Source organism: Nonomuraea sp. NPDC050540, assembly GCF_044457485.1.
Taxonomy (GTDB): Bacteria; Actinomycetota; Actinomycetes; order Streptosporangiales; family Streptosporangiaceae; genus Nonomuraea.
The window spans coordinates 637,172-662,141 of sequence record NZ_JBITHA010000003.1 but is presented as its reverse complement, the minus strand read 5'-3'; the positions used below and the strand labels follow the sequence as shown (position 1 = coordinate 662,141).

Genomic DNA, 24,970 nt, shown 5'->3' with positions numbered 1-24,970 from the left:
AGAAAACCTGAGCTCGGAAGACTGGAGGCTCCTCCTTGACGCAGATAGACCGGGTCACCATCGACTCCCTTCACCGCGGCACGCTCGCCGAGCGCATGGGCATCGAGATCGTCGAGGCCAGTGCGGAGCGCGTGGTGGGCCGCATGCCGGTCGAGGGCAACACGCAGCCGTACGGGCTGCTGCACGGCGGCGCGTCGGTCGTGCTGGCCGAGACCCTGGGCTCGATCGGCTCGGCGATCCACGCGGGCGAGGGCCGTATCGCGATGGGCATCGAGATCAACGCCACCCATCACAGGGCGGCCACGTCCGGGCACGTCACGGGCGTGGCGACGCGCGTTCACGGCGGCCGCTCACTGGCCACGTTCGAGATCGAGATCGCCGACGAGGAGGGCCGGCGCGTGTGCACCTCGCGCCTCACGTGCATGCTGCGTGACGCCTGAGACGGCGAAGGCAGTTCGGCTCACCCTTTGCACACGGCCCCCGTGGGTCGCTACGGTTGACCGGACAGAGCCCGCGGGGAGGCCGAGTAGATAACGTGTCGGGCCGGGGAAGCCGGACACGGTCCCAAAGGTCACCCCCGGGCTCGCTCTTTTTTGCCCGCGCAATAAGCGGGTCATCCCACCTTTCCGGGCTTGATGCATACGTCGCCCGCCTGTGCAGTGCTTTCCGACCGATCGTTATGGTCTCGTTTTAGTACGGCTCCGCGCCCGTGCCAGGGGTATACCTCGATTTAGCCCCTGACCTGCCTTCTTATTTGCTCACATCACCGACACACCCGCATCACTAATTGGTGACGAACGGTTCGGAACCGGACGTCGCCGGAATAGGCTCCCGCCACAGCATCCCAGTTGTGCCTGCGATGCCCGCGTGTCGAGATGGAGGGGTACAACCCAAGCCCCGCCTTGACCTAATAGAGGGAGCACCATTGCGCAGAGCCGTGATCGCGTTCACGGCCTTCCTGGGTGGACTGATCTTCCTGCTCGCCAGCCCCGCGTCCGCGGGGCCTGCCGACTGCCAGGGAGTGAAGGGAACACTCAAACTCCAAGGCCAGCCAGTGAACGGCGCGAAAATCGTCGTGACCACCGAGGACGGAAAACCCGTCAAGGAGGTCGCCAGTAACGCCCAAGGCACATGGGACGTCCAGGTCGACAAACCAGGGAAGTACAAGGTCACCCTGGATGTCAGCTCGCTCCCTCAGACCGCTGAGGTTCGCGGCGGCAACAACGTCCGCACTCCAACGGTTTATAAGGACAACTGCTCCACCGTCCTGTTCGCCCTGGTTCCCAAGGCCGGCGGCGAGCAGACTCCCGGAGCCCCGGCTCCCACCGACACCTCCAGCGACAGCAGTTTCTGGACGCGGGCCGCACAGCTCACCTTCGAGGGCTTCAACCTCGGCCTGATCATCGCCCTCGCCGCGATGGGCCTGTCGCTCATCTTCGGCACCACCAAGCTCACCAACTTCGCCCACGGCGAGCTGGTGACGTTCGGAGCGCTGATCGCCTACCTCTTCAACGTCGGCTTCGGCCTCGGCGTCATCCCGTCCGCGATCATCGCGGTGCTGGTCGGCGGCGCCTTCGGCTACCTCCAGGACCGCTTCTTCTGGGGGCAGCTGCGCAGGCGGGGCACCGGCGTCATCGCCATGATGATCATCTCCATCGGCGTGGCGATGTTCCTGCGCTTCCTCTTCCTGTTCCTGCACGGCGGTGACAGCGAGCCGTACACCGAGTTCAACGCCCAGGCGGGCATCACCGTCGGCCCGATCACCGCGGCGCCCAAGAACTTCATCATGATGGCCATCGAACTGGCCGTGCTCGTCATCGTCGGCATCGCGCTGCTCAAGACCCGCACCGGCAAGGCCGCGCGGGCCGTCGCCGACAACCCGGCGCTGGCCGCCTCCTCCGGCATCAACGTCGACCGGGTCATCCGCGTCATCTGGACCGCGGGCGGCGCCATCGCGGCGCTGGCCGGCATCCTGCTCGGCCTGTCGCAGACCGTGAAGTTCACGATGGGCCAGGACATCCTGCTGCTCATCTTCGCCGGAGTCACACTGGGCGGCCTCGGCACCGCGTTCGGCGCGCTGGTCGGCTCCCTCATCGTGGGCCTGTTCATCCAGCTGTCCACCCTCTGGATCTCTCCTGAGCTCAAGAGTGTGGGCGCGCTGGCCGTACTCATCATCGTCCTGCTCTTCCGGCCGCAGGGCATCCTCGGCCGCCGCGAGCGGATCGGCTGACGGGGGGAATCATGGACTGGTTCAACATCATGGTGACCACCGTCGAGGCGGCGGTGGGCGTCGAGACGGTCTTCTACATGCTGGCCGCGATCGGCATCAACCTGCACTTCGGGTACACCGGCCTGCTCAACTTCGGCCAGGCGGCCTTCCTCGGCGTCGCGGCGTACGGCCTGGCCGTCACCGTGGTCACGATCGGCCTGCCGTTCTGGGTCGGCATCGGCGTCGGCCTGGCCTCGGTCATCCTGCTCGCCCTGCTGCTCGGCATCCCGACGCTGCGGCTGCGCGCCGACTACCTGGCCATCGTCACGATCGCGGCGGCCGAGATCGTCCGCCTGATCTTCCGCTCGGTCACCTTCAAGGACTACTTCGGCGGCTCCGACGGCCGCTACGGGTTCTCCGAGGGCTTCTTCGCGATGAACCCCTTCTCCAAGGGCGAGTACGGCATCGGCCCCTTCACCTTCAACGAGCGCGTCACCTGGGTCCTGCTCATCGGCTGGATCCTCGTCGGCCTGTCGTGCCTGGTGATCTACATGCTGATGAAGAGCCCGTGGGGCCGCGTGCTCAAGGCCATCCGCGAGGACGAGGAGGCCGTGCGCGCGCTGGGCAAGAACGTGTTCTCGTACAAGATGCAGTCGCTGATCCTCGGCGGCCTCATCGGCAGCTTCGGCGGCTACATCTACGCGCTGGGTTACGCCTCGGTGCAGCCGGACGCGTTCTCGACCGAGCTCACCTTCTACGCCTACACGATCGTCATCCTCGGCGGCGCGGCCCGCGTCTTCGGCCCGGTCGTCGGCTCGATCATCTTCTGGGTGCTGCTCGTCTTCATCGGCAACCTGCTCAACGAGCTGATCGAAGCGCAGTACATCACGTGGATGTCGGTCAACCAGATCGGCGCCTTCCGCTTCATGCTGGTCGGTCTCGGCCTGGTCCTGCTGCTGGTCTTCCGTCCGCAGGGTATCTTCGGCGATAAGAGGGAGATCGCACTCGATGCACGCTGAAACCACGCCCACTGACAGCAAGGCCGCCGCGCTGGCCGCTTTCAAGGACCTGCAGCGCGAGCCGGGCGTCACCAAGCCCGACCCGATCCTGGTCGTCGACAACGTCGTGCGCCGCTTCGGCGGCCTCACCGCCGTCGACGTCAAGCACGTGGAGGTCCAGCGCGGCTCCATCACCGCGCTGATCGGCCCGAACGGCGCCGGCAAGACCACGTTCTTCAACCAGCTGACCGGTTTCGACACCGCCGACGCCGGCGAGTGGACGTTCAACGGCACCAGGATGAACGGCGTCGCGGCCCACAAGGTCGCGCGCGCCGGCATGGTCCGCACGTTCCAGCTGACCAAGGCGCTGTCGAAGCTGACGGTCATCGAGAACATGCGCCTGGGCGCCCAGAACCAGAAGGGCGAGAGCTTCTTCCGCGCGCTGGTGCCGTCCTCCTGGCGCGCCCAGGAGGACGAGATCACCGCGCGCGCCGACGAGCTGCTCGCGCGCTTCAAGCTGGACGCCAAGCGTGAGGACTTCGCGGGCTCCCTGTCCGGCGGCCAGCGCAAGCTGCTGGAGATGGCCCGCGCGCTCATGGTCAGCCCTGAGCTGGTCATGCTCGACGAGCCGATGGCCGGCGTCAACCCGGCGCTGACGCAGTCGCTCCTGGGTCACGTCAAGGACCTGCGCGAGCAGGGCATGACCGTGCTGTTCGTCGAGCACGACATGGACATGGTCCGCGACATCAGCGACTGGGTGATCGTGATGGCCCAGGGCACCGTGATCGCGGAGGGGCCGCCGGACACGATCATGTCCGACGCCCGGGTGATCGACGCCTACCTGGGCGCCCACCACGACGCGCCGCTGTCCGAGGAGGAGCTGGAAGAGCAGCTCCAGGAGGCCGAGGCCGCGCTCGAGGCCGAGGTCGAGGAGGAGGCAGGCAAGTGAGCAGCACCCCGGAATCCAAGGCGGCCGTCACCGACCGCAGCGCCCACGTGGCGGGGGCCGAGAACGCCGTGCTCCGCTGCGACGAGCTCATCGCCGGCTACCTGCCTGGTGTCAACATCCTCAACGGCTCCGACCTGTACGTCGGGGAAGGCGAGCTGATCGGCATCATCGGCCCCAACGGCGCCGGAAAGTCGACGCTGCTCAAGGCCATGTTCGGGCTGGTCAACATCCGCAGCGGCACGGTCGTGCTCAAGGGTGAAGAGATCACGAACATGAAGGCGCACCAGCTGGTGGCCCGCGGGGTCGGCTACGTCCCGCAGACCAACAACGTCTTCCCCAGCCTGACGATCGAGGAGAACCTCGAGATGGGCGCCTACCAGGTGCCCACGAAGTTCAAGGAGCGCTTCGAGTTCGTCGCCGAGTTGTTCCCCGCGCTCAAGGAGCGGCGCAAGCAGCGCGCCGGCTCCCTGTCGGGCGGTGAGCGGCAGATGGTGGCCATGGCCAGGGCGCTCATGACCGAGCCGTCGGTGCTGCTGCTCGACGAGCCGTCGGCCGGCCTGTCGCCCAAGCTGCAGGACCTGGTCTTCATCCAGGCCCAGCAGATCAACAAGGCGGGCGTGACCGTGATCATGGTGGAGCAGAACGCGCGGCGCTGCCTGCAGATCTGCCACCGCGGCTACGTGCTCGACCAGGGCCGCAACGCCTACACCGGCACCGGCCGCCAGCTGGCCAACGACCCGAAGGTCATCGAGCTCTACCTGGGCACGCTGGCACGGGCGTAAACACGCTGTTTCGCGCGAAGGGGTCCCTTTGGGGCCCCTTCTCCGCGTTTAATGAGCATTGTGCGACGCATTACGGCTATCGCCCTGCTAATGCCCATGCTCGTGGCCTGCCAGAACAGCCCGCCCGCGCAGAAGACGCCGGCGGCGGCGAGCGAAACCGCCAAGTACAGCACCGGCGGCGACCCCGACGACGACCCCTGCACCCGCGTCGTCTCCTCCATCGGCTACGCCGGGCTCCTGCTCCTGCCCGCGGGCAGGGAGGACGAGCAGAACTTCGAGAACGCCGTCCTGGGCCGGCTGGCCGAGTTGCGCGGCATGGTCCAGGAGTTCGGCCCCCGGCTCCCCCAGGTGCTCCAGGACGAGGCGGAGAAGGTCGAGAAGGCCACGAAGGGCCTGTCCAGCGCCCAGACCCCCAGAAAGCGCCAGGTGGCGCTCCTGAAGGACTACCGGGCCGCCGCCGACGGGATCGTCGAGGGCTGCAAGGGCCGGTGAACGCGAAGAAGCCCCGGGACCGAGGTCCCGGGGCTCCCGCCTGACTACTTAACCGTCGATGTTGCCGGTGCGGTAGTCGATGGCCTTGGCGGGGTACTTGTTGTCCGCGCCGTACTGGTAGATGCCGATGGTGGCCGTCGCCGGGTCACCGGCGTCGTTGAACTCGACCGGACCGCTGATGCCGTCGTAGTCGATGTCCTTGCCGGCCTTCAGCAGGTCGACGCAGGTCTTGAAGTCGTTGCACTTCTCGCCGCCCTTGCTGACCTCGCCCAGCTTCGTGGCGATGTCGGTGCCCGCGTCGCTCTTGGCGGCCTCGGCTGCCAGGGCGATGAGGTTGGCGGCGTCGTAGGACTCAGGCGCGTAGCTGAAGTCCTCGAGCTTCGGGTTGATCTCGAGAAGCTTCTTCTGGAACGTGTCCGGAGCGGCCGCGCCGGGCAGCGTGCCCTTGACGCCCTTCAGGGTGTTCTTCGGGAACTTCAGGAAGTTCGTGTTGGACAGGTTGCCGTCGACCATGTACCAGTGGTGCTTGTCGGCGGTCAGGCCCTGCTTGACGAGCTCCTGGACGACCTTGTTGGTCTCGGCGAAGCCGATGAGCACGATGCCCTTCGGGTTCTTGGCCTTGACCTTCGCGACGTCGGCCGAGAAGTCCGCGGCCTTGGGGTCGTAGATGATCTTCTCGACGACCTCGCCGCCGCCGGCGATGACGGCCTTCTCCGTGGAGTCGGCCAGGCCGGTGCCGTAGGAGTCCTGCAGCGCGAGGATGGCGACCGTGTCGTCGCCGTCGGCCACCGCGAGGTCACCCAGGACGCGGCCCTGCAGGATGTCCGGCGGAGCCGTACGCCAGAACAGGCCGTTGTCCTTGTAGGTGGTGAGCTCGATGGAGGTGTTGGCGGGCGAGAAGTGCACCACGCCGGCACCCGTGATCTTGTCGATCACGGACAGCGACACCGAGGAGGAGGCGGCGCCGATGATGGCGTCCACCTTCTTGGCCAGCAGGCTGTCCACCGACTGCGAAGCGATCTGCGTCGTGGTGTCGCCGGAGTCGGTGTGTGAGACCGAGACCTGCTTGCCGAGGACGCCGCCCGCGTCGTTGATCTCCTTGACCGCCAGGTCGACGCCCGCGAACTCGGGCGGGCCGAGGTAGGCGAGCGAGCCGGTCTGCGGGAGGAGGGTGCCGAGGTTCAGCGTGCCGTCGCCCTTGCCGGCCGCGGCCGAGGTCGCCGGCGCGGCCGAATCGGTGGCCTTGGTGCCGGCGGTGTCAGCGCCGCCGCCACAGGCCGTCAGAGCGAGGCTCGCCGCAGCCGCGACGGCGAGCACGCGCCCGAGTGGGGCAATGCGGGTCATGAAGTGTCTCCTTCATCCAGGCCGGGAGGCTGTCAGCACCGCCGACGTTCCCGATCGAATGAGCGAAACGTACAAAAAGCAGCACGCTTCCAGCTAGATGCCTGGAAGAACTGTCGGCACTTGGATGCTGAGTCGTAATCACTCCTCAACTTATGAAGAAAACCCCCAGGTAGCGGCCGGTTAGCTGGGAAACCGGCCGCTGACACCCTGTTACCCCGCGATGTTCCCCGATCGATACTCCAGAGCCTTGGCCGCGTCGAAGGTGTTGTTCTGCCCGAATTGGTAGATGCCAATCGTGGCGGTCGCCGGATCCCCCGCGTCGTTGAACTCCACAGGCCCGCTCACGCCGTCGTAGTCGATGTCCTTGCCCGCCTTGAGGAGATCCGCGCACACCTTGAAGGCGTTGCACTTCTCGCCGCCCTTGCTGACCTCGCCCAGCTTCGCGGCCATGTCCGCGGCCACGTCGCTCTTGGCCGCCTCCGCCGCCAGCGCGATCAGGTTCACCGCGTCGTAGGACTCGGGGCCGTAACCGAAGACGTCGAGATCCGGATTGACCTCCAGCAGCTTCTTCTGGAACGCCCCCGGCGCCTCCGAGCCCGGCAGGGTGCCCTTGACACCCTTCATCGTGCCCTTGGGGAACTTCAGGTAGTTGGTGTTGGACAGGTTGCCGTCGACCATGTACCAGTGGTGCTTGTCGCTGGTCAGGCCCTGCTTCACCAGCTCCTGGACGACCTTGCTGGTCTCGGCGAACCCGATCAGCACGATGCCCTTCGGGTTCTTCGCCTTCACCTTGGCCACGTCGGCCGAGAAGTCAGCCGCCTTGGGGTCGTAGAGGATCTTCTCCACGACCTCGCCCCCGCCGGCGAGAACGGCCTTCTCCGTCGAGTCGGCCAGGCCGGAGCCGTAGGCGTCCTGCATGGCCACGATCGCCACCGTGTCGTCGCCTTCCGAGACCGCGAGGTCGCCCAGCACCCGGCCCTGGAGGACGTCGGGCGGGGCCGTACGCCAGAACAGGCCGTTGTCCTTGGCGTTGGTGAGCTCGATGCCCGTCGCCGACGGCGAGAACATCAGCACCCCGGAACCCGTGATCTTGTCGAGGATGGACAGCGAGACCGAGGATGAGGCCGATCCCACGATCGCGTCGACCTTCTTGGCCAGCAGGCTGTCGGTGGACTGGGCGGCGATCTGGGTCGTGGTGTCGCCGGAGTCGGTGTGCGAGACCGAGATCTGCTTGCCCAGCACGCCGCCCGTCGCGTTGATCTCCTTGACCGCCAGATCGATGCCCGCGAACATCGGCGGGCCCAGATAGGACAGGTTCCCGGTCTGAGGGAGTACGGAGCCGAGGACCAGCGTGCCGTCGCCCTTGGCGACGGTGGCGCCCGGAGCTGAGGCCGTGTCGCTCGCCGGGGTGCCCGCCCCGTCGGGGCCGGAGGATCCGCAGGCCGCGAGTGCGAGGGCCGAGACCGCCGCGGTCGCGACGGCCAACGCTCGCCGAATCATCGATATCTCCTTCGTGCAGATGCGCAGGGGGGACATGGAGTTCGCGAAATCCACGATCAGCATGACCCCGGAACTATCCGGTGGGAGAGGCCGCGACCTTACGATGCGCAGTCGTGACTCCTCCTTAACCTGGCCCGGCCGCGGGCCGCCTCTACTGTGGCGATGTGAAGCGCACCGCCGCCCTCCTGGTCCTGGCCCTCTGCCTTTCCGCCTGCGGGGGCACTCCGCCCGCCCCCTCCACGAGCCCGCCCCAGGGGCTCACCGTGACCCTCACGCAGGGACGATCCGACATGCCCAAGCACATGCTGAGCGTGGTCATGGCCAACGCCGGGAGCACCCCCGTGTGGGTGTCCGACGTGCGGGTGAGCGGACCTTCGTTCCAGGAGACCGGGTTCTCGCGCATGGACACCGCCGTCAAGAGCGTTCCGGTGGCTCTGCGCATCGCGTACGGCGCGGCCAAGTGCGCCCCAGGAGCGGTGCCGGAACTGCGGCCGGCGCGGGTGATCGCGCACGTCAAGGCAGGCGACGAATCCTCGCGCGAGGTCAGCTGGGCGCTGCCCCATCCGGACCCGTTGCTGGCGAAGCTTTTCCGGGAGGAATGCGAGCAGTTCCTCGTGCAGCAGGCGGTGTCGGTGGGGTTCGGCCCGGCTTGGACCGAGAAGGACAAGGTTCTCCAGGGCAGTGTTATCGTGACGCGCCGCAACAGCAATGAAGATGTGACCGTTACTGAGTTGTCAGGCAACGTGCACTATGAGCTGAATTCTCGGGAAATGACGCTCAAGGCGGGAATGGCGCGGTTGGAGATCCCCGTCCGGATCACCCCGGGCCGCTGCGACCCGCACTCGTTCGCGGAGGCCAAGATCGCCATGCTCTTCAACGCCCGGGTGGCGCTGGGGACCGGCGAACCGCGTTTCCTCGTCTTCCGCTCCGACACCGTCCAGACGCCTTCCATGCGCCTGGACCAGCTCATCCTCGGCTACGCCCGCAAAACCTGCGGCCTGTAGACCCCACCTCTGGAGAGCCCTTGAGCCGGTGCAGGACCCTGAGCAGGTGCGGGCCGTGGGCCGGTGGGGCGCCAACCTCGCGAAGCGCGTGCCCGGCGAGGCGCACGGACCAGCCGGGCAGCGCGGAACCCCGCCAGCGTGCGTGGCGGTGAGACCCGAGGGCCAGGTGGAGCCCTCGGCCGGGGTTACTCGGACTTGGTGGCGTCCGCGACGACGATCTGGGCCACTTCGCGCATGCTGAGGCGCCGGTCCATCGAGGCCTTCTGGATCCACCGGAACGCCTGCGGCTCGCTCCACCCGTGTGCCGCCATGAGCAGCCCCTTGGCCCGCTCGACCAGCTTGCGGGTCTCCAGCCGCTCGGACAGGCTCGAGACCTCGGTGGCCAGCGCCACCATCTCCTCGTGCCTGCTGACCGCCATCTCGATCGCCGGCACCAGGTCCGCCTTCGTGAACGGCTTGACCAGATAGGCCATCGCCCCCGCGTCCCTGGCCCGCTCGACCAGGTCCCGCTGGGAGAAGGCGGTGAGGATGAGACAGGGGGCGACCCGTTCGGCGACGATACGCTCGGCCGCCGAGATGCCGTCGAGCACGGGCATCTTGACGTCGAGAATGACGAGGTCGGGTTTGAGTTCGGTGGCCAGCAGAATCGCCTGCTCACCGTCACCCGCCTCACCCACGACGACGTAGCCGTCCTCCTCAAGCATCTCCTTGAGGTCGAGGCGGATCAGCGCCTCGTCTTCCGCGATCACTACTCGCCGCTGCGTACTCACGAGCAGAAGAGTACCGAGGTCCGCTACATTAGATCCACGCCGGTGTACGAACCTGATCTAGTCAGGCGCGTCCCGGCACAAAACCGGATACTGCCGGTTTTCCCCGCCGGAATGATGGAATGGCAGACATAGGCGCCTCAAAAGCGCCCGCTCGAGAGGGCGTGCGGGTTCGAATCCCGCTTCCGGCACCACCACACCTCCACAACTGTCAGTGACGCCAGACACACTGAGCGCATGCACCCCCGCGAGACCGTCGACCGCGCGCTCCCCTCTCCGCCGGAGCCGTCAGAAAGTGGCGCACCGGCGACCGCAGGGCGCGCGACGACCCCCGGTCCGCAGGCTCGTGCGTACGATGCGCGCACAGCCCCCTGCTTCCCCGCCCTCCCGGCGTCTACGCCTACCTCTTGGGCCTCTGTCTCGGCGACCGGCATGTCGTCCACCACCGGCGTGGCGTCCACCGGCTCACGATCTCCTGCTCGGCGTCCTGGCCCGGTCTGGTCGAGGTGGCCGCGCAGGCCATGGCGGCGGTGCTCCCCAGCGCTGTCGGCCTGCTGAGGCGACCGGGCCGACCGGGGCTCTGCACCACGCGGACAGCGGTGGTGGGCGGGTGGTGGTGGTAAGGCCGGTCAGGTGGCGTGGAGGGCTACGGTTGGGGAGGTGCGGGCTGCTCTTACGGCGGGGTACAGGCCGGCTACCGTGCCGATGGCCAGGGTGGCGGTGAAGCCTCCTGCCATCGCCCATGGGGGTACGACCCAGGGCATGCCGCCTGATGTCGCGTATATCCAGGTCGCGGCGGCGCCCAGGAGGACGCCGGCCAGGCCGCCCAGGCCGGAGAGCAGGAGCGACTCCGTCACGAACTGCAGGCGGATCTGGCCGCGGGTGGAGCCCAGTGCCCGGCGCAGGCCGATCTCGTGGCGGCGCTCCAGCACGGAGATGATCATGGTGTTGGCCACTCCCACGCCGCCGACCAGCAAGGCGACCGCGCCCAGGCCGAGCAACAGGTTGGTGAAGGCGCCGGCCGAGGCCGCCTTCGCCTGCAGGGCGGCGGACGGGTCGGTGATCTCCACCTCTTCAGGGTGCTCCGGGTTGACGGTTCTCGGGAGCAGGTCTCTGACCTTGACGACGGTCTCGTCCGTCGAGCGTTCGTAGATGGACGTGGGGTGGCCGTCGAAGGCGAGCAGGTCCTGCGCCGCCTTCCAGCCGACCAGCGCCGAACGCTCGATCTCCTCGGCCATCGGCAGCGGGGCGAGGATGCCGACGACGGTGAAGTAGCGGCCGTCCAGGTAGACCTGCCTGCCGGGTTCGGTGATGCCCAGGCGGCGGGCGGCGACGTGGCCGAGGACGACGGAGGGGTAGCGGCCGTTGGCGGCGTTGAGCCAGGAGCCCTTCGCCATGCGGCCGCGCAGGGTGGCGAGCAATGACTCCGCGGCGGCCGACAGGGTGATGCCGTTAGTGTCGAGCTCGTCCACCCGGTCGTTGCGGTAGATCGGGTACGGCAGGGCGCCCAGGGCCGCCACCTGCTCCACACCGGCGATGCGGGCGGCCATGGCGGCGGCGTCCTTGGGAAGTTTGGCGCGTTCGCCGGAGAACATCGAGTCGCCCGGTGTCACGACCAGCATGTTGGTGCCGAGCTGGTCGAGCCGGCGCATCAGCTGTTCCTTGCTGGAGGCCGAGATGCCCACGACCGCGATCATGGTGGCGATGCCGATGGCGATGCCCAGGGCGGACAGCGCCACACGCATCGGGCGGCCGCGCAGTCCGGCGGAGCCCACGTGGGCGATGTCGCGCGGGCGCAGGCGGGCGGGGGTGAGCGTGGCCATCAGCCGATCACCTGCCCGTCCCTGACGCGCACCTGCCGGGGCAGCGCGGCGGCGATCTCGGGGTCGTGGGTGATCACGGCGATGGTCGCGCCGTCGCGGTTGAGCTCGTGCAGGAGATCGAGTACGGCCGCGCCCGACGCGGTGTCCAGGGCGCCGGTGGGTTCGTCGGCCAGGAGCAGGTCGGGTTCGCCGGCGACGGCGCGGGCGATGGCCACGCGCTGCTTCTGGCCGCCGGACAGTTCGTGGGGCCGGTGGCGCATGCGGTCGGCCAGGCCGACGCGCTCCAGGGCTTCGGCGGCGCGCCGGCGGCGCCGTACCGGGGAAAGGCCGGTGTAGAGGAGGCCTTCGGCGACGTTGTCGAGGGCGGTGACGCCGGGCATGAGGTGGAAGGCCTGGAAGACGAAGCCGATGTGGCGGGCGCGCAGGGCCGACAGCGCGCGGTCGGACAGGCGGCCGACGTCGTGGCCGACGATGCGCACGTGCCCGTCGGTGGGCAGGTCGAGGGTGCCGACGATGTGCAGGAGCGTGGATTTGCCGGAGCCGGACGGGCCGACGATGGCCAGGAGTTCGCCCTGTTCGACGTGCAGGTCGACGCCGCGCAGGGCCTCGACGCCGCCGGGGTAGCGCTTGGTGACGCCGGTGAGTTCGACGACGCTCATGTGCCGGGCACCTCGACCTTCGTGCCTTCGTCCAGCCCGTCGCCGGTGACCTCGACGCGGCCGTCGGCGAACAGGCCGAGTCCGACCTTCACGTCGCGCGGCGGGCCGGCGCCGACGACGCGGACGGCGTAGCCGCCCCCGGGTACGGCCAGCAGCGCGGTGACCGGGACGGACAGGACGTCCTTGCGGGTCTCGCCCTTGATGAGGACGCCGACGGGGGCCTGGTCGACGCCTTTGACTCCGGCGCGGCGGTCGAAGGCGACGGTGATGTCGACCTTGGGGGTCTTGTCGGCGGCCTGGTCGTCGGCTTCGGCGGTGCGTCCGATGCCGGTGACGCGGCCTTTGGCGCGTTTGCCGGTGGGGAGTTCGACGGTGACACGGTCGCCGGTCTTGAGGTGGGCGGCCTCGGTGACGTCCACCTTGAACGTGACGACGCGTTCCGCGCCGGTGGCGGTGAGCAGGCGGCCGCCGGGGGCCACGCGTTCGCCCGTCGCGGTCTCGAGCTTCTGGACGCGCAGGGCACGGGGGGCGAACGCGATCTGCTCCGGGCCGGTGGTTCCGGTCTCGGGCAGGTCGTGGTCCTCCTGCCAGTCGCGTACGGCCTGGGCGGTGGCCCAGGTGTACTCGTCGTCGACGGTCATGCCGGAGCCGTAGCCGAGGGCCTTGAGGTTGGCTTCGAGCTGGCGCACGTCGGCGCCTTCCGCGCCCTGGGAAAGGGTGCGGTACATGGGCTTGACGCCGTACATGAGCCGGACGGGTTTGCCGTCGACCTCGTAGAGGCGCTCGCCGCGGCCGATGGCCGAGCCCGCACGCGGCAGCCAGGTGAGGACGCCGCCGAGGGCGGCGCCGATGGTGCGGCGGCCGGCGAAGCCGAGCGTGCCCTTGGCACGGACGCTCTGGGTGAGGTCGCCCTTGTCGACGGTGCCGGTGGCGGCGGTGAGCGGGGGCGTGGCGGACGGCTCCGCTCCGCCGGGCGTGGCGAACGTGGCGAAGGCGACGCCGCCCGCGAGTGCCGCCAGGACGGCCCCCGCGGTCAGCGTCGTCGCGGCGCGGTTCATCCGGTCTTCTCGCTGCAGATCTTGTTGGCCTTGTCGAAGGCGCCCTTGTCGGCGGGCACGGGCCTGGCCTCCTGCATGCCGCCGTCGAACTCGGGGTCGGGGAAGTCGAGGCCCTGCTCGCGCATGCACTTGGCGAAGGCGAGGGCCTTGTCCTTGTCGGCCTGGCTGATCTGCTTGCCGGTGCCGCCGATCGCGCCGCACTCCTTGAGCAGCTTCTCGAACTCCTTCTGGTCCATGCCGCCGCTGTCGATCGTCTGGCTCTTGCCCAGGCCGCCGGGGTCGCCGACCTTGACGCCCTTGGCGCGCAGGCATTCGGCGGTCTTGAGGCGCTGGTCGCCGGAGTTGACGGTCGTGTTCTTCTCGGGCGCGGTGTCGCCGCAGGCGGCCAGGCTCAGGACGAGCGCGGCCAGGGCGAGGGTGGTCTTCATGCGGTTCAGGCTGGCCCGGAGCCGCGTTTCGCCGCTCTAACGGTCGTCTTTATGGCAAGGAAATGCGCACCTCAGGTAGAGAGGGGGCATGCGTGTGCTGGTGGTGGAGGATGAGGCGTTCCTGGCGGAGATGATCGCCGAGGGGCTGCGCCGGGAGGCGCTCGCCGTCGACGTGGCCCATGACGGCCGGGAGGCGCTGCGCAAGCTGGAGACCGGCGAGTACGACGTGATGGTGCTCGACCGCGACCTGCCCGGCGTGCACGGCGACGAGGTGTGCCGCCGGGTGGTGGCCCACCGGCTGATGACCCGGGTGCTCATGCTGACCGCCGCGGGCAGCGTGCGCGAGCGGGTGGACGGGCTGCGGCTGGGCGCCGACGACTACCTGCCCAAGCCGTTCGTCTATGACGAGCTGCTGGCGCGGGTGCTGGCGCTCGGGCGGCGCGCGCGTCCCGCGCTGCCTCCGGTCATCGAGCGGTGCGGGGTGGTGCTCGACACGGCCTGCCGTACGGCCGGCCGCGACGGCCGCCCGCTGCACCTGTCGCGTAAGGAGTTCGCGGTGCTGGAGACGCTGATGCGCGCCGAGGGCGCGGTCGTCAGCAACGAGGACCTCATCGACCAGGTGTGGGAGGAGGACACCAGCTACCTCACGAACGCGGTGCGGGTGACGCTGAGCAAGCTTCGGGCCAAGCTCGGCGACCCTCCGGTGGTGGAGACGGTGCCCCGGGCGGGCTACCGGATCGGCGCATGAACGAGCGGACCCGGCTGACGGCGTTGTTCGGCGGGCTGCTGCTGCTGGCGGGCGGCGGGCTGGTCGCGCTGATCTACTTCCTGCTCCGGGACAGCCTGGTGAACACGATCAGCTCGGCGGCGGCCAGGCAGCCTGGCCGGCCGGGGGCGCTCCCGGGTGTCAGGGTGAGCGCGGCCGCGCCGTCCGGCGGTGACTTCGCCACCACGGTGCAACTGCTCGGCTTCGTCGAGGAGACGGCGCTGGAGCGGCTGCTGTTCATCTCGATCGCGGCGGCGGCGGGGTTCGCGCTGGCGTCGGTGGTGCTGGCGTGGTGGATGGCGGGACGGATGCTGCGGCCGGTGTCGGTGATCACGCGGACCGCCCGGCGGCTGTCGGGGGCGAACCTGCACGAGCGCATCGCCCTGGACGCGCCGTCGGGCGAGCTCAAGCAGCTGGCCGACACCTTCGACGCCATGCTGGACCGGATCGAGCGGCTGGTCGGCGCGCAGCAGCGCTTCGCCGCCAACGCCGCGCACGAGCTGCGTACGCAGCTGGCGATGCAGCGGGCGGCGGCGGAGATCGGGCTGGCGGGCGAGCCGGACGCGGCGCGGGTGTCGCGGATGCGGGAGAAGCTGATCGACCTCGCCGACGGCAACGAGCGGCTGATCGAGGGACTGCTGCTGCTGTCGATGTCGGAGCAGGGGGTGGAACGGCGGGAGCCGGTCGCGGTCCACCACATCGCGGCGGCGCTGGGCGACGACGCCGGAGCGCTCGTCCGGGGCGGCCCGCTGGTGGTGAAGGGCGACCCGGTGCTGCTGGAGCGCCTGGTGGGGAATCTGGTGGCCAACGCGGTCCGCTACAACCGGCCGGACGGCAGGGTGGAGATCGTCACCGGGGCCGGCGAGCTGATGGTGACGAACACGGGACCGATGGTGCCGGCCGAGGTGGTGCCGCTGCTGTTCGAGCCGTTCCGGCGGCTGCACGAGCGCCGGCACACGCCCGGCGAGGGAACCGGGCTCGGGTTGTCGATCGTGGCGGCCGTGGCGCGTGCCCATGACGCCGTCGTCGCGGCCGAGGCGAACCCGGGTGGCGGGCTGACGGTCCGCGTCACGTTCGGCGGGGCCTCGCTGGGTTAAGGTCGGCCACAGGAGTACGACGATCTTCGGGGGGTTGCCGTGGCGCTGAGCGCTGCTGATCGGGAGGCGTTCCTGGCCGAGCCGCACATCGGGGCGGTCGCGGTGGAGGCGGGCGAAGGCCGGGCCCCGCTGAACGTGCCGATCTGGTACGACTACGAACCGGGCGGCATGGTGTCGTTCCTCACCGACGGCGATTCGGTCAAGGCACAGCTGATCGGCAAGGCGGGCCGGGTGTCGATGCTCGCCCAGCGGAGCCATCCGACCTACCGCTACGTGTCCGCCGAAGGCCCGGTGGTCGCGAAGAATCCCACCACGCTGGAGGAGATGACCAGGATCGTCGCCCGCTACCTGCCCGACGACGCGGTGGCCGGCTACGTCGCGCAGTCGAACCTCGCCGTCCTCGTCACCTTCCACATGCGGCCCGAGCGGTGGCTGTCGGCCGACCTCGGCACCATCTGACCCGGTATTTTGGGCCCGTGACTGCTATCGATCCCACCACCACCGGCGCCCACGGCATCGGCCTGGCCACCATCGCCGCCGACGGCACCGTCCTCGACACCTGGTTTCCCGCGCCCGAGCTGGGCGAGCCCGCCTTCGCCGGCACCGAAAGGCTCAACGCCGAGGAGGCGGGCGAGCTGGCCGCCCTGGCCGGTCCCGACCCGGCGCGCGGCGTCGAGGTCGTCGCCGTGCGCACCGGCATCGCCAAGCTGTCGGAGGCCCCGGCCGACGCGCACGACGCGTACCTGCGCCTGCATCTGCTGTCGTCGCGGCTGGTACGCCCGCACGGGCTGAGCCTGGACGGGCTGTTCGGGCTGCTGGCCAACGTCGTGTGGACCGACCGGGGGCCGTGCGCGGTGGACGGGTTCGAGCGGACCCGGTTGCGGTTGCGCGCCACGGGGGCGGTGACGGTCTACGGCGTGGACAAGTTCCCGAGGATGGTCGACTACGTGCTGCCCTCCGGTGTCCGCGTGGCCGACGCCGACCGGGTACGGCTCGGCGCCCACCTGGCCGCCGGCACGACCGTGATGCACGAGGGTTTCGTCAACTTCAACGCCGGCACGCTGGGCGCCTCGATGGTCGAGGGCCGCATCTCGGCCGGCGTGGTCGTGGGCGACGGCTCCGACGTGGGCGGCGGCGCGTCGATCATGGGCACGCTGTCGGGCGGCGGCAAGGAGGTCATCGCGATCGGCGAGCGGTGCCTGCTGGGCGCCAACGCCGGTGTGGGGATCTCGCTGGGCGACGACTGCGTGGTCGAGGCGGGCCTGTACGTCACGTCCGGCACCAAGATCGCGCTGCCGGACGGCCGCGTGGTCAAGGGCAAGGAACTGTCGGGTTCCAGCGGCCTGCTGTTCCGCCGCAACTCCCAGTCGGGCGCGGTCGAGGCGGTCGCCCGCACCGGTCGGCGCATCGAGCTGAACGCCACCCTGCACGCCAACTGAGCCCGGACGGCAGGAAACCCCGCGAGACCGGGTAGGCGGCGCTCGCGGGGTTTCGGCAGGAGTGCTCTTGGTGCTTTGCAAGGTCAGCCGGCTCAGTGGCGGTGAGAACACACCTACGATCACAGGTGGGCCGATTCACCACCCGGACGCCCGTGAAGAGCTCGGGGCGCCGGTGAGGCTTGTCTCTTCTCGATCATGTGACGTTCGAATGGGGTGGGCGGCAGGCCGTCGTCGGCGCTGTGCCGCCGGGCGGTGTCGTAGACCTCGGCGACCCAGGTCGCGATCTTCAGACGGGCCTCGGCCCGGGTGTGGAACCGGTGTCGGTGCACGTACTCGACCTTGAGGGTGCTGTTGAACGCCTCGGCGGCCGCGTTGTCGAGCGCGGCGCGGCCCACGCCTCCCATCGACTGCACCACGCCCAGACACCGGCACAACTCCTGGGAGCGGGCGGCCGTGTATTCCGAGCCGCGATCCGAACGCCGCACCACAGCACGTCCGCGGCGGGCGCGGTGAACTTCCGCCACACCAGGTCCGGCGCCGCCGGCCGCTTGCCCTGCCGGGTCAGCGAGCGCGGCGTGCGCCGCACGCGGACCACCAGACCGAGCTCGGCCATCCGCGCCGCAACGGTGCTTCCCGACACCCGCCGACACCCCTCATGCAGGTCACGGGTGATGCGCGGCGAGTCGTAGGTGCCACCGGAGGCCTCGAACGAACGGGTGATCTCCGCATCCAGGTCGGCCCGCCGACGCTGCCGGGCGGTCGGCGCGGAGTCCGACGCGCACTGCGAGGCGATCGAGGCGATCGGCGCAAGCCTGCCGGACGCGGCCTGGCAGCGCGGTCGCACCCACTGCCTGCGCAACCGGATCGCACAGGCCCTAGTGATGATCATCTTACCTTTTTGACACCTTATTTCCCTTTTGATCACACATATACGATCAAGCAGTTTGTTGACCCTTGCGACAGGAGAATAAGTGGGCTCTCCACGAAGGGCGCGGCCCGGCACAGCGCTCAAGCGGCGCGCGGCACTGCGAGCCGCGACAGCCACGCTGATCATGGGCACGCTGGTGGTATCCACGTCCGAAGCCGCTCTAGCTGTCCCCACCCCTCAACCCGCCCAGCCCCGCCAGGCTGCCCAAGCAAAGCCGCTGGCTGAACGACCCGATCGCGTCTCAGCAGCGCTGTCTGCACGCCTGCAGGGGACCCGCGTGCTGGTCAGCGGAGAAACGACCGAGACCTCGCTGACCTACGCCAACCCGGACGGCACTCTGACACTTGAAGCGTCCAGCGGTCCGGTCCGGGTCAAGGAGGGCGACTCCTGGGCTCCGATCGACACCACGCTGGTAGAGGCCGGCGGCGTGCTCAGGCCGAAGGCAGCGCTGGGCGGCGTGGAGTTCTCCGCTGGTGGCGAAAGCAGGCCGCTGGCAAAGCTCGCGCCGTCGGGCAAGCAGAGTTACGCCCTTGGCTGGCCGGCCGCCCTGCCGCAGCCGAAGGTGGAGGGCAACACGGCCACTTATCCCGACGCCGCCGGTCCGGGTGCGGACTTGGTCTTAACCGCCTTACCCGCCGGGTTCCGACACGACGTGGTCTTACGCCAGCGTCCGTCCGGCCCGGTCGAGTACAGAATTCCGATCCGCACCGAGGGCCTCACGCTTGCCAAGACCAGGCGGGGCGAACTCAACCTCAGCGATGCGAAGGGCCGGATCGTCGCCTCAGCTCCAGAGCCCGTCATGTACGACTCGCCTGCCACGGAAACCGGCACCATCGAGACCACGGTCGTCACCGGCGGCGACGACCAGGCACTGGTCCTCAAACCCGATGCGAAGTTCTTAGCCGATCCCGACACCACCTACCCGGTGACCGTCGACCCCGCCACCACCATCCCGGTGCTCACGGATGTGACGGCGTTCTCCGACGGCGGGTTCAACCAGAGCATCCAGGTGGGCACCAGCGACAGCGGGAACACCCGGACTTTCCAGCGCGCTCTGCTTCGGTTCGACACCAGCACCCTCGCCGGACAGGCGGTCACCGACGCCCGGCTCGACCTGCAGAGCAATGGCGGCTGGGGATGCGTCACCGGCCAGACGGTCAAAGCACAGCGCATCACGGCCGCATGGAGCGACCGCTTCCCCAACTTCAACGTGGCCACCACCACCGATGGCGAGCAGCTGGCGCGTGAACCCGGCGCGTGCACGGGGAACGGCAGCATCCCGCACGGCGCGTGGACGTGGAACATCACCGACATCGCCCGCTCGTGGGCGAGCGGCGCCGGGGCGCACGGCGTGATGCTGCGCCTGGTGACGGAGAGCCCGACACCCTTCACCAATCAGTACGATCGCGGCTTCGACGCCTCAGAAGACGCCGCGACCGGCGGCGTCCCGCCCAAATTGATCGTCACCTTCGGCTCGACCCCGGCCACTGGAAAGCTGCGTGTGGCTCCGGTGACAACGGGTCTCGACGGCGTCGTCTACACCAGTACCACCACACCCACGCTCGTGGCCGACGTGAAGGACCCTGACGGGGGCGTACTCCGCGCCGAGTACGAGATCGAGCGCGACCCCGACGCCAACCAGGGCACCGGCCAGCTTTGGACGGGCAGCGTGGACGGCGTTGCCTCGGGCACCGAAGCGAAGGTCTCAGTCCCGGCCGGGAGACTTCTCGACGGGCAGAAGTTCCGCTGGCGGGCTCGGGCCTTCGACGGCACGAGCTACTCGGCCTGGTCGGTCTGGCAGAAGACCGCCATCGATGCCTCCGCTCCTGCAGCACCTACGATCACCTGCGAGGTTCGGCCGGATACGTGGTATCCCCGAGTCAACGGCGAGCAGCAATCACAGTCCTGCTCGATCAGCGGTCTCAAGGGCAACAACGCCTATCTGTGGACCATCGATGATCCGTACGCGTACCACGTGAACAAGCTGTCCCGGATCGATTCGGAGGTCAACGATTCGCAGCAGTTGGCGATCCCTCCGCTCGACGACGGCTGGCACACTCTCTACGTGAAGACGCGCGACAACGCGCACAACACCTCCGCCGTCGCTTCGTTCAACTTCGGCATCGGTCCTGGCGGGCTCGTCAGCCCCAAGCACAACTCCCGCACACAACGCGCCACCTCGCTGGTCGGCGCCGCCCCGTCCGGACGGACCGGCATCCGCTATGAGTACAGGGGGACGGGCCGCGCGGGCAGCACGGCTTTCACCCCGGTTCCCCCCGCCGATGTCACTGTCCCTGGCAGCGGGCAACCCGTCCCTGCCTGGCCCCAGACGCGCACCGACACCGCCAAGGACTTCCCCGAGCTGTCCTGGGATGTGGCCAAGACCCTGCAAGCGGCCTCGATCCCCGATGGGACGATCGAGCTGCGCGCCTGTCTTTCCGGCGGCGGGGAAGCCGAGGCGTGCAGCAAGCCGATCGACGTGATCCTTGATCGTTCCGCCTTCGGCGGCTCCTATGCCATCGCCGACGTCGGTCCTGGCAAGGTTGCCCTCCAATCCGGAGATTTCGCGCTGAGCAGCACGGACGCGAGCCTGTTCGGCATCGCCGTGAGCAGGACCGCGACCACGCTCAACCCCGCAGCCGACCGTGCCGACGAACAACTCGCCGAAAACAAGGTGTTCGGGCCGGGCTGGCGTGCGGGCTTTCCCACGGTCGCCTCCGGCATAGAAGAGTTCTCTCCGACGAGCGCCGGCGAGAACGGCTCACTGCAGCTCGTGGGCGCCGACGGCTCGACTTTGTCGTACGTCAAGGACGGCACCAGCTTTGTTGGGGTGGGAGACGCCGCCAACGGATCGAGAATTGCCGCCACGAGCGAAGAGCTCACGATAACTGAGTCCACCGGCAGCAAGACCACCTACACCAAGGCGAACAACAAGTGGGTTGTCGCGCGTACTGGGACGACCGCCGCCGAATCGGCCATCACTTACTACCGTGACACCCAAGGCCGAGTAACCCGGGTGCTCGCACCTGTGACGGCCGGCGTCACATGTGGGAGCGTCCTGGCTCCTGGCTGCCGCGCGCTGGAGCTCTCGTACGCCGCGGCGACGACCGCCACCGGCGTGGACTCTGGCTGGGGAGACTTCAAGGACCAGGTAAAGAGCGTGTCATTCACCGCGTTCGATCCTGGGTCGAACGCGATGAAGACAACCGTCCTCACCACGTACCAGTATGACTCCACCGGCCGGCTGCGTCAGGTCACCGACCCGCGATCGACGATCTCGACCGTATACGCCTACTCTGCCGAGGGCCGGATCTCTCAGATCACGCCGGTCGGCCTCGCGCCGTGGCGGATCGACTACGACGCTCGCGGGCGTCTGGCCCACGTCGCGCGGGAGAACGGAGCGACCGATCCCACATGGGCGGTGGCCTATGACGTGCCGATCGGGGGCGCAGGCGCACCCGTGGATCTCACGCTCGCCAAGACCGCGACATGGGGTCAGGCGTCCGGCCTTCCTGTGACGGGTACCGCGATCTTCCCTGCCTCGCACACACCTCCGCGTGTCCCCAACGGTGCGTACGCGCCGGGTTCGGGTGACTGGGCGCGAGCCCAGATCTTCTACACCGACGTCAACGGCCGCGCGGTCGACCATGCCGCCTACGGCGCGGGCGGATGGCAGGTCGCTGCGACCCGGTACGACGACCGGGGCAACGTGGTCTGGAAGTTGTCGGCGGCCAACCGTGCTCAGGCGCTGACTCCAGGTCCGCAGACGGATCCGTACGTGGCCGCGCGGGCGGACTCCGCGCAGCGAGCGCACCTGCTCGCGACCGTCAACACCTACAACGCGCGCAGCGCCCTGCTCACCTCCGAGGGGCCGACGCACCCCGTGACCCTCGCGGCCGGAACGGTCGTCTCGGCCAGGCAGCGAACCAGCAATGTCTACGACGAAGGGAAGCCGGACAGCGGCAAGGAGTACGGACTTCTCACCACCCTGCGCGCCGAACCCGCCGTCGTGGACGACGGAGCGTCCCCCTCTGCGAGTGACGTCCGCATCGCCAAGCGCGGATATGACCCCGTCCAGTCTGGTGACACGTCGGGCTGGGATCTGCGGCTGGCCACCACGGAGTCCGTGCTGGTCAACGAGCAGTCCAGCCTCACGAAGAAGGTGCGCTACAACGCCGCGGGCCGCGAGATCGAGCGCCGGCTTCCGAAATCCGCAGGAGCGGACGCGGGCACGACGGTTACCAGCTACTACACCGCCGGAACGCATCCATCAGTGCCCGCGTGCGGCGACAAGGCGGCCTGGGCAGGCATGGTATGCCGGTCCGGGCCGGGCAGCCAGCCGACCGGAGCGCCGCTTCCGGTCACGACGACCGCGTACGCCTACTACGGTCAGAGTGCCGTGGTCACGCAGGTGAGTGGACCCACGACGCGCACGAAGACCGTCGGGTTCGATCAGGCGGGGCGGCCTAAGACCACCAAGATCACGGTCATACCGGAGGCCGACGGGGGCACATCCGTACCCGAGAGCACTGTCGTCTACGAACCGCAAACCGGTCTGCAGACGGAGGTCAGCACTCCGGCCGCCAAGGTCACGACCACGTACGACACGTTCGGCCGCGTGTCCACCTCGGTAGACGCCGACGGCAACACCTCGACGCTCACTTACACGATCGACGGCCAGACCTCGACGATTAGTGACGGGAAGGGCACGACCACCTACACCTACGGCACCGCGAGCGACGGACAAGCCGAGTCCCGCGGCCTGCCCACCAAGATCGAATCCACTGGGGTGGGGACGTTCACCGCCAGTTACGACGCCGACGGCCGGCTCACGCAGCAGACCTATCCCGGGGGACTGACCGCGACCCTCAGGCACGACAACGCCGGTCAGGCGACAGGAATGTCCTACGGCAAGGCTGGAGCGACCTGGCTCGGCTTCTCTCAATCGGTGGACACGATCGGCAACACCGTCAAGGACGTGTCCCCTGCCGGTAGCCAGAGCTATGGATACGACCTGGCCGGGCGCTTGACCAGCGTTCAGGATCAGGCAGCAGGCCGATGCACGACGCGGCAGTATCAGTTCGACGACAACACCAACCGCACCTCGCTCAAGACCTACCCCGGCGAGTCGAACGGCACCTGCTCGACGACAACCACGCCTCAAGTCCGCAACAGCTCCTACGACCAGGCCGACCGCTCCAACGGCGGCCATGTCTTCGACAATCTCGGCAGGACCACGCAGATTCCGGCCGCCGACGTCGAAGGCGGCACCGACCTGAAGATCGGCTACCACGCCGACGACATGGTCGCATCCCTGACTCAGGACACGCAGACCCGTACGTTCTCCATCGACCCCCTTGGCCGCATCCGCGCGATGACCAGCGTCGGCGGTCCGCGCCCAGGCACGCTCATCAACCACTACGCGGGCAGCGGCGACAGCCCTGCCTGGATCTCCGAGGCCAGCGGTGGCTGGACCCGCAACGTCGCCGGGTTCATCGGGCTGGGTGCGATTCAGAGCAGCGACGGGAAGGTGACGCTCCAACTCGCCAACCTGCACGGTGACGTCGTCGCTACTGTCGACGCCGCAGCGACTGGCAGCGGAGTCGACGCCTACTTCGAGCAGACTGAGTACGGCGCGCCCCGTGACCTCGCCGCCCCGAACCCGTCCCGCTACGGATGGCTGGGGGCCCACCAGCGATCGGGTGACGCCCTCGCGGGGATCATTCTCATGGGTGCCCGGCTCTACAATCCGGCGACCGGCCGATTTCTCCAGATGGACCCGATCATCGGCGGATCCGCCAACGCCTACGAGTACTGCTTCGGCGATCCGGTCAACTGCAACGATCTCGACGGCAAGGCGGGCTGCCCCTGGCTGTGCCAGATCGGCTTCTTCGCATTGGAACAAGCGATCGGGCTGGCCTGCGTGGGCACAGGTGTGCTCTTCGTAGCCTGCAAGGGATTCGTCGGCGGCGTCGTCGGCGTCGCCAAGCAGTTGCTGACCTGCGAAAAGAACTGCAATGCCGATCTCATGGTGGTCTTCTGGGCCAACTTCGTGAAGTCGGCCGCAGGGTCGATCGCCGTGGCCGGCATCTTCATCCCGAAAATTCTCAACCTGATATACAAGCACCTCTCGCCGAGCGTGATCGGAAAAATCCAACCACTGATCAACTTCCTCCAGGGGTTGATGAACAAACTCAACCCGCCCAAGGCCAGCGGCGGAATGTCAATACCCGCGAAGGAGATACAGCAGGCGATCATCGACTACCAGTGCATGACCGGTCCATGCGGCAAGAGCACCGGCGGATGGCCCTCCATGCTCTTCTACTATAAAGCCGGGCTCGGTTTCGATCCGTCCTGATCAACGTCCTTGAAGGGGTGCGGTTCACCGGACCGCACCCCTCCCCTGGAGAGAACGACTGTGCTGGAGAAAACACTCATCACCCTTTCGGCGGCGGTCGGTGTGCTGGCGAGCATACGGCGAAGAATGCTCCGCGGGATGATCCGGCATCCGCTGTGGTTCGCACCCGGGTTCGGCGTCGCGTTCTTCTCGGCCTGGATGGTCATAGCGCTGGCCACCGGTGAGGACCCGCTTCCCTGGGGTCTGGCGGGCGGGGCCGCAGGCGCGGTCACCGTGGCGATCTGGATCAGGACGGGCTATGTGGTGAGTCTGCACAAGGCTCGCAAGAACGAGCGCCACCAGTAGTGCCTTCCTGGTTGCGCTGCGCCC

The 24,970-nt window shown here is 68.5% G+C and carries 21 protein-coding genes, 1 tRNA gene and 1 pseudogene; 14 read left to right on the top strand and 9 right to left on the bottom strand.

The features are described 5' to 3' along the window. Positions 1 to 95 precede the first annotated feature (95 nt). The 6 genes from ACIBI5_RS13370 to ACIBI5_RS13345 all read left to right on the top strand — a co-directional run bounded on the left by ACIBI5_RS13370 (position 96) and on the right by ACIBI5_RS13345 (position 5,430). Complete coding sequence (locus tag ACIBI5_RS13370; protein ID WP_397246791.1) at positions 96 to 440, top strand: PaaI family thioesterase; 345 nt, start codon at positions 96 to 98, stop codon at positions 438 to 440. 485 nt (positions 441 to 925) lie between these two features. Next, on the top strand, positions 926 to 2,230 hold the full coding sequence (locus tag ACIBI5_RS13365; protein ID WP_397246373.1) for a branched-chain amino acid ABC transporter permease: 1,305 nt from the start codon (positions 926 to 928) through the stop codon (positions 2,228 to 2,230). 11 nt (positions 2,231 to 2,241) lie between these two features. Beyond that, complete coding sequence (locus ACIBI5_RS13360; RefSeq protein ID WP_397246370.1) at positions 2,242 to 3,228, top strand: branched-chain amino acid ABC transporter permease; 987 nt, start codon at positions 2,242 to 2,244, stop codon at positions 3,226 to 3,228. Further along, the gene (locus ACIBI5_RS13355) at positions 3,218 to 4,156 is read left to right on the top strand and encodes an ABC transporter ATP-binding protein (protein ID WP_397246368.1); all 939 of its coding nucleotides are present in this window, start codon (positions 3,218 to 3,220) and stop codon (positions 4,154 to 4,156) included. Before ACIBI5_RS13360 ends, ACIBI5_RS13355 begins: the two co-directional genes overlap by 11 nt. Next, the gene (locus ACIBI5_RS13350) at positions 4,153 to 4,938 is read left to right on the top strand and encodes an ABC transporter ATP-binding protein (RefSeq protein WP_397101758.1); all 786 of its coding nucleotides are present in this window, start codon (positions 4,153 to 4,155) and stop codon (positions 4,936 to 4,938) included. The genes ACIBI5_RS13355 and ACIBI5_RS13350 overlap by 4 nt, the downstream gene beginning before the upstream one ends. A gap of 90 nt (positions 4,939 to 5,028) precedes the next feature. Further along, a complete protein-coding gene (locus tag ACIBI5_RS13345) occupies positions 5,029 to 5,430 on the top strand; it encodes a hypothetical protein (RefSeq protein WP_397246366.1) in 402 nt (133 codons plus the stop codon). A gap of 48 nt (positions 5,431 to 5,478) precedes the next feature. On the opposite strand, the gene ACIBI5_RS13340 is transcribed toward ACIBI5_RS13345, so the two are convergent. Continuing rightward, a complete protein-coding gene (locus ACIBI5_RS13340; protein WP_184960872.1) occupies positions 5,479 to 6,774 on the bottom strand; it encodes an ABC transporter substrate-binding protein in 1,296 nt (431 codons plus the stop codon). Positions 6,775 to 6,984: 210 nt separating this feature from the next. After that, entirely contained in the window at positions 6,985 to 8,274 is a 1,290-nt protein-coding gene (locus tag ACIBI5_RS13335; protein ID WP_397246363.1) for an ABC transporter substrate-binding protein, read from the bottom strand. Between the two features lie 164 nt (positions 8,275 to 8,438). On the opposite strand from ACIBI5_RS13335, the gene ACIBI5_RS13330 reads away from it, so the two are divergent. After that, entirely contained in the window at positions 8,439 to 9,278 is an 840-nt protein-coding gene (locus tag ACIBI5_RS13330; RefSeq protein ID WP_397246361.1) for a hypothetical protein, read from the top strand. Between the two features lie 185 nt (positions 9,279 to 9,463). Here ACIBI5_RS13330 and ACIBI5_RS13325 read toward each other — a convergent pair whose 3' ends face one another. After that, positions 9,464 to 10,048, bottom strand: coding sequence for a response regulator (locus ACIBI5_RS13325; RefSeq protein ID WP_312896323.1), 585 nt, complete (start codon positions 10,046 to 10,048; stop codon positions 9,464 to 9,466). Positions 10,049 to 10,153: 105 nt separating this feature from the next. Here ACIBI5_RS13325 and ACIBI5_RS13320 point away from each other — a divergent pair. After that, positions 10,154 to 10,239 (top strand) — tRNA-Leu (locus ACIBI5_RS13320). 435 nt (positions 10,240 to 10,674) lie between these two features. Here ACIBI5_RS13320 and ACIBI5_RS13315 read toward each other — a convergent pair. Genes ACIBI5_RS13315 through ACIBI5_RS13300 form a run of 4 tightly spaced genes read right to left on the bottom strand, consistent with a single transcriptional unit; the run spans position 10,675 to position 14,013 of the window. Then, on the bottom strand, positions 10,675 to 11,868 hold the full coding sequence (locus ACIBI5_RS13315) for an ABC transporter permease (protein ID WP_397246358.1): 1,194 nt from the start codon (positions 11,866 to 11,868) through the stop codon (positions 10,675 to 10,677). Then, the gene (locus ACIBI5_RS13310) at positions 11,868 to 12,527 is read right to left on the bottom strand and encodes an ABC transporter ATP-binding protein (RefSeq protein WP_397246355.1); all 660 of its coding nucleotides are present in this window, start codon (positions 12,525 to 12,527) and stop codon (positions 11,868 to 11,870) included. The genes ACIBI5_RS13315 and ACIBI5_RS13310 overlap by 1 nt, the downstream gene beginning before the upstream one ends. After that, on the bottom strand, positions 12,524 to 13,585 hold the full coding sequence (locus ACIBI5_RS13305) for an efflux RND transporter periplasmic adaptor subunit (RefSeq protein WP_397246353.1): 1,062 nt from the start codon (positions 13,583 to 13,585) through the stop codon (positions 12,524 to 12,526). The genes ACIBI5_RS13310 and ACIBI5_RS13305 overlap by 4 nt, the downstream gene beginning before the upstream one ends. Then, positions 13,582 to 14,013, bottom strand: a complete 432-nt coding sequence (locus tag ACIBI5_RS13300) for a hypothetical protein (protein ID WP_397246351.1) — start codon at positions 14,011 to 14,013, stop codon at positions 13,582 to 13,584. Before ACIBI5_RS13300 ends, ACIBI5_RS13305 begins: the two co-directional genes overlap by 4 nt. A gap of 88 nt (positions 14,014 to 14,101) precedes the next feature. Between ACIBI5_RS13300 and ACIBI5_RS13295 the strand changes: the two genes are divergently transcribed. From ACIBI5_RS13295 to dapD, 4 genes are read left to right on the top strand one after another with little or no spacing between them, the layout of a single operon-like run. Beyond that, entirely contained in the window at positions 14,102 to 14,761 is a 660-nt protein-coding gene (locus ACIBI5_RS13295) for a response regulator transcription factor (RefSeq protein WP_397246349.1), read from the top strand. Continuing rightward, a complete protein-coding gene (locus ACIBI5_RS13290; protein WP_397246347.1) occupies positions 14,758 to 15,876 on the top strand; it encodes a sensor histidine kinase in 1,119 nt (372 codons plus the stop codon). Before ACIBI5_RS13295 ends, ACIBI5_RS13290 begins: the two co-directional genes overlap by 4 nt. Before the next feature lie 39 nt (positions 15,877 to 15,915). Further along, positions 15,916 to 16,335, top strand: a complete 420-nt coding sequence (locus tag ACIBI5_RS13285) for a pyridoxamine 5'-phosphate oxidase family protein (RefSeq protein WP_397246345.1) — start codon at positions 15,916 to 15,918, stop codon at positions 16,333 to 16,335. Positions 16,336 to 16,352: 17 nt separating this feature from the next. Next, complete coding sequence (gene dapD / locus ACIBI5_RS13280) at positions 16,353 to 17,315, top strand: 2,3,4,5-tetrahydropyridine-2,6-dicarboxylate N-succinyltransferase (RefSeq protein ID WP_397246343.1); 963 nt, start codon at positions 16,353 to 16,355, stop codon at positions 17,313 to 17,315. Positions 17,316 to 17,434: 119 nt separating this feature from the next. Here dapD and ACIBI5_RS13275 read toward each other — a convergent pair whose 3' ends face one another. Continuing rightward, positions 17,435 to 17,800: an integrase core domain-containing protein gene (locus tag ACIBI5_RS13275; protein ID WP_397246340.1), complete on the bottom strand. Its 366-nt coding sequence runs from the start codon at positions 17,798 to 17,800 to the stop codon at positions 17,435 to 17,437. A 104-nt stretch (positions 17,801 to 17,904) separates the two neighbouring features. Beyond that, positions 17,905 to 18,204: pseudogene (locus tag ACIBI5_RS13270) on the bottom strand (transposase); the annotation flags it as partial. A 163-nt stretch (positions 18,205 to 18,367) separates the two neighbouring features. Between ACIBI5_RS13270 and ACIBI5_RS13265 the strand changes: the two are divergent. Beyond that, entirely contained in the window at positions 18,368 to 24,601 is a 6,234-nt protein-coding gene (locus tag ACIBI5_RS13265; RefSeq protein ID WP_397246338.1) for an RHS repeat-associated core domain-containing protein, read from the top strand. Between the two features lie 138 nt (positions 24,602 to 24,739). Then, positions 24,740 to 24,946, top strand: a complete 207-nt coding sequence (locus ACIBI5_RS13260; protein ID WP_397246335.1) for a hypothetical protein — start codon at positions 24,740 to 24,742, stop codon at positions 24,944 to 24,946. Positions 24,947 to 24,970: the final 24 nt, after the last annotated feature.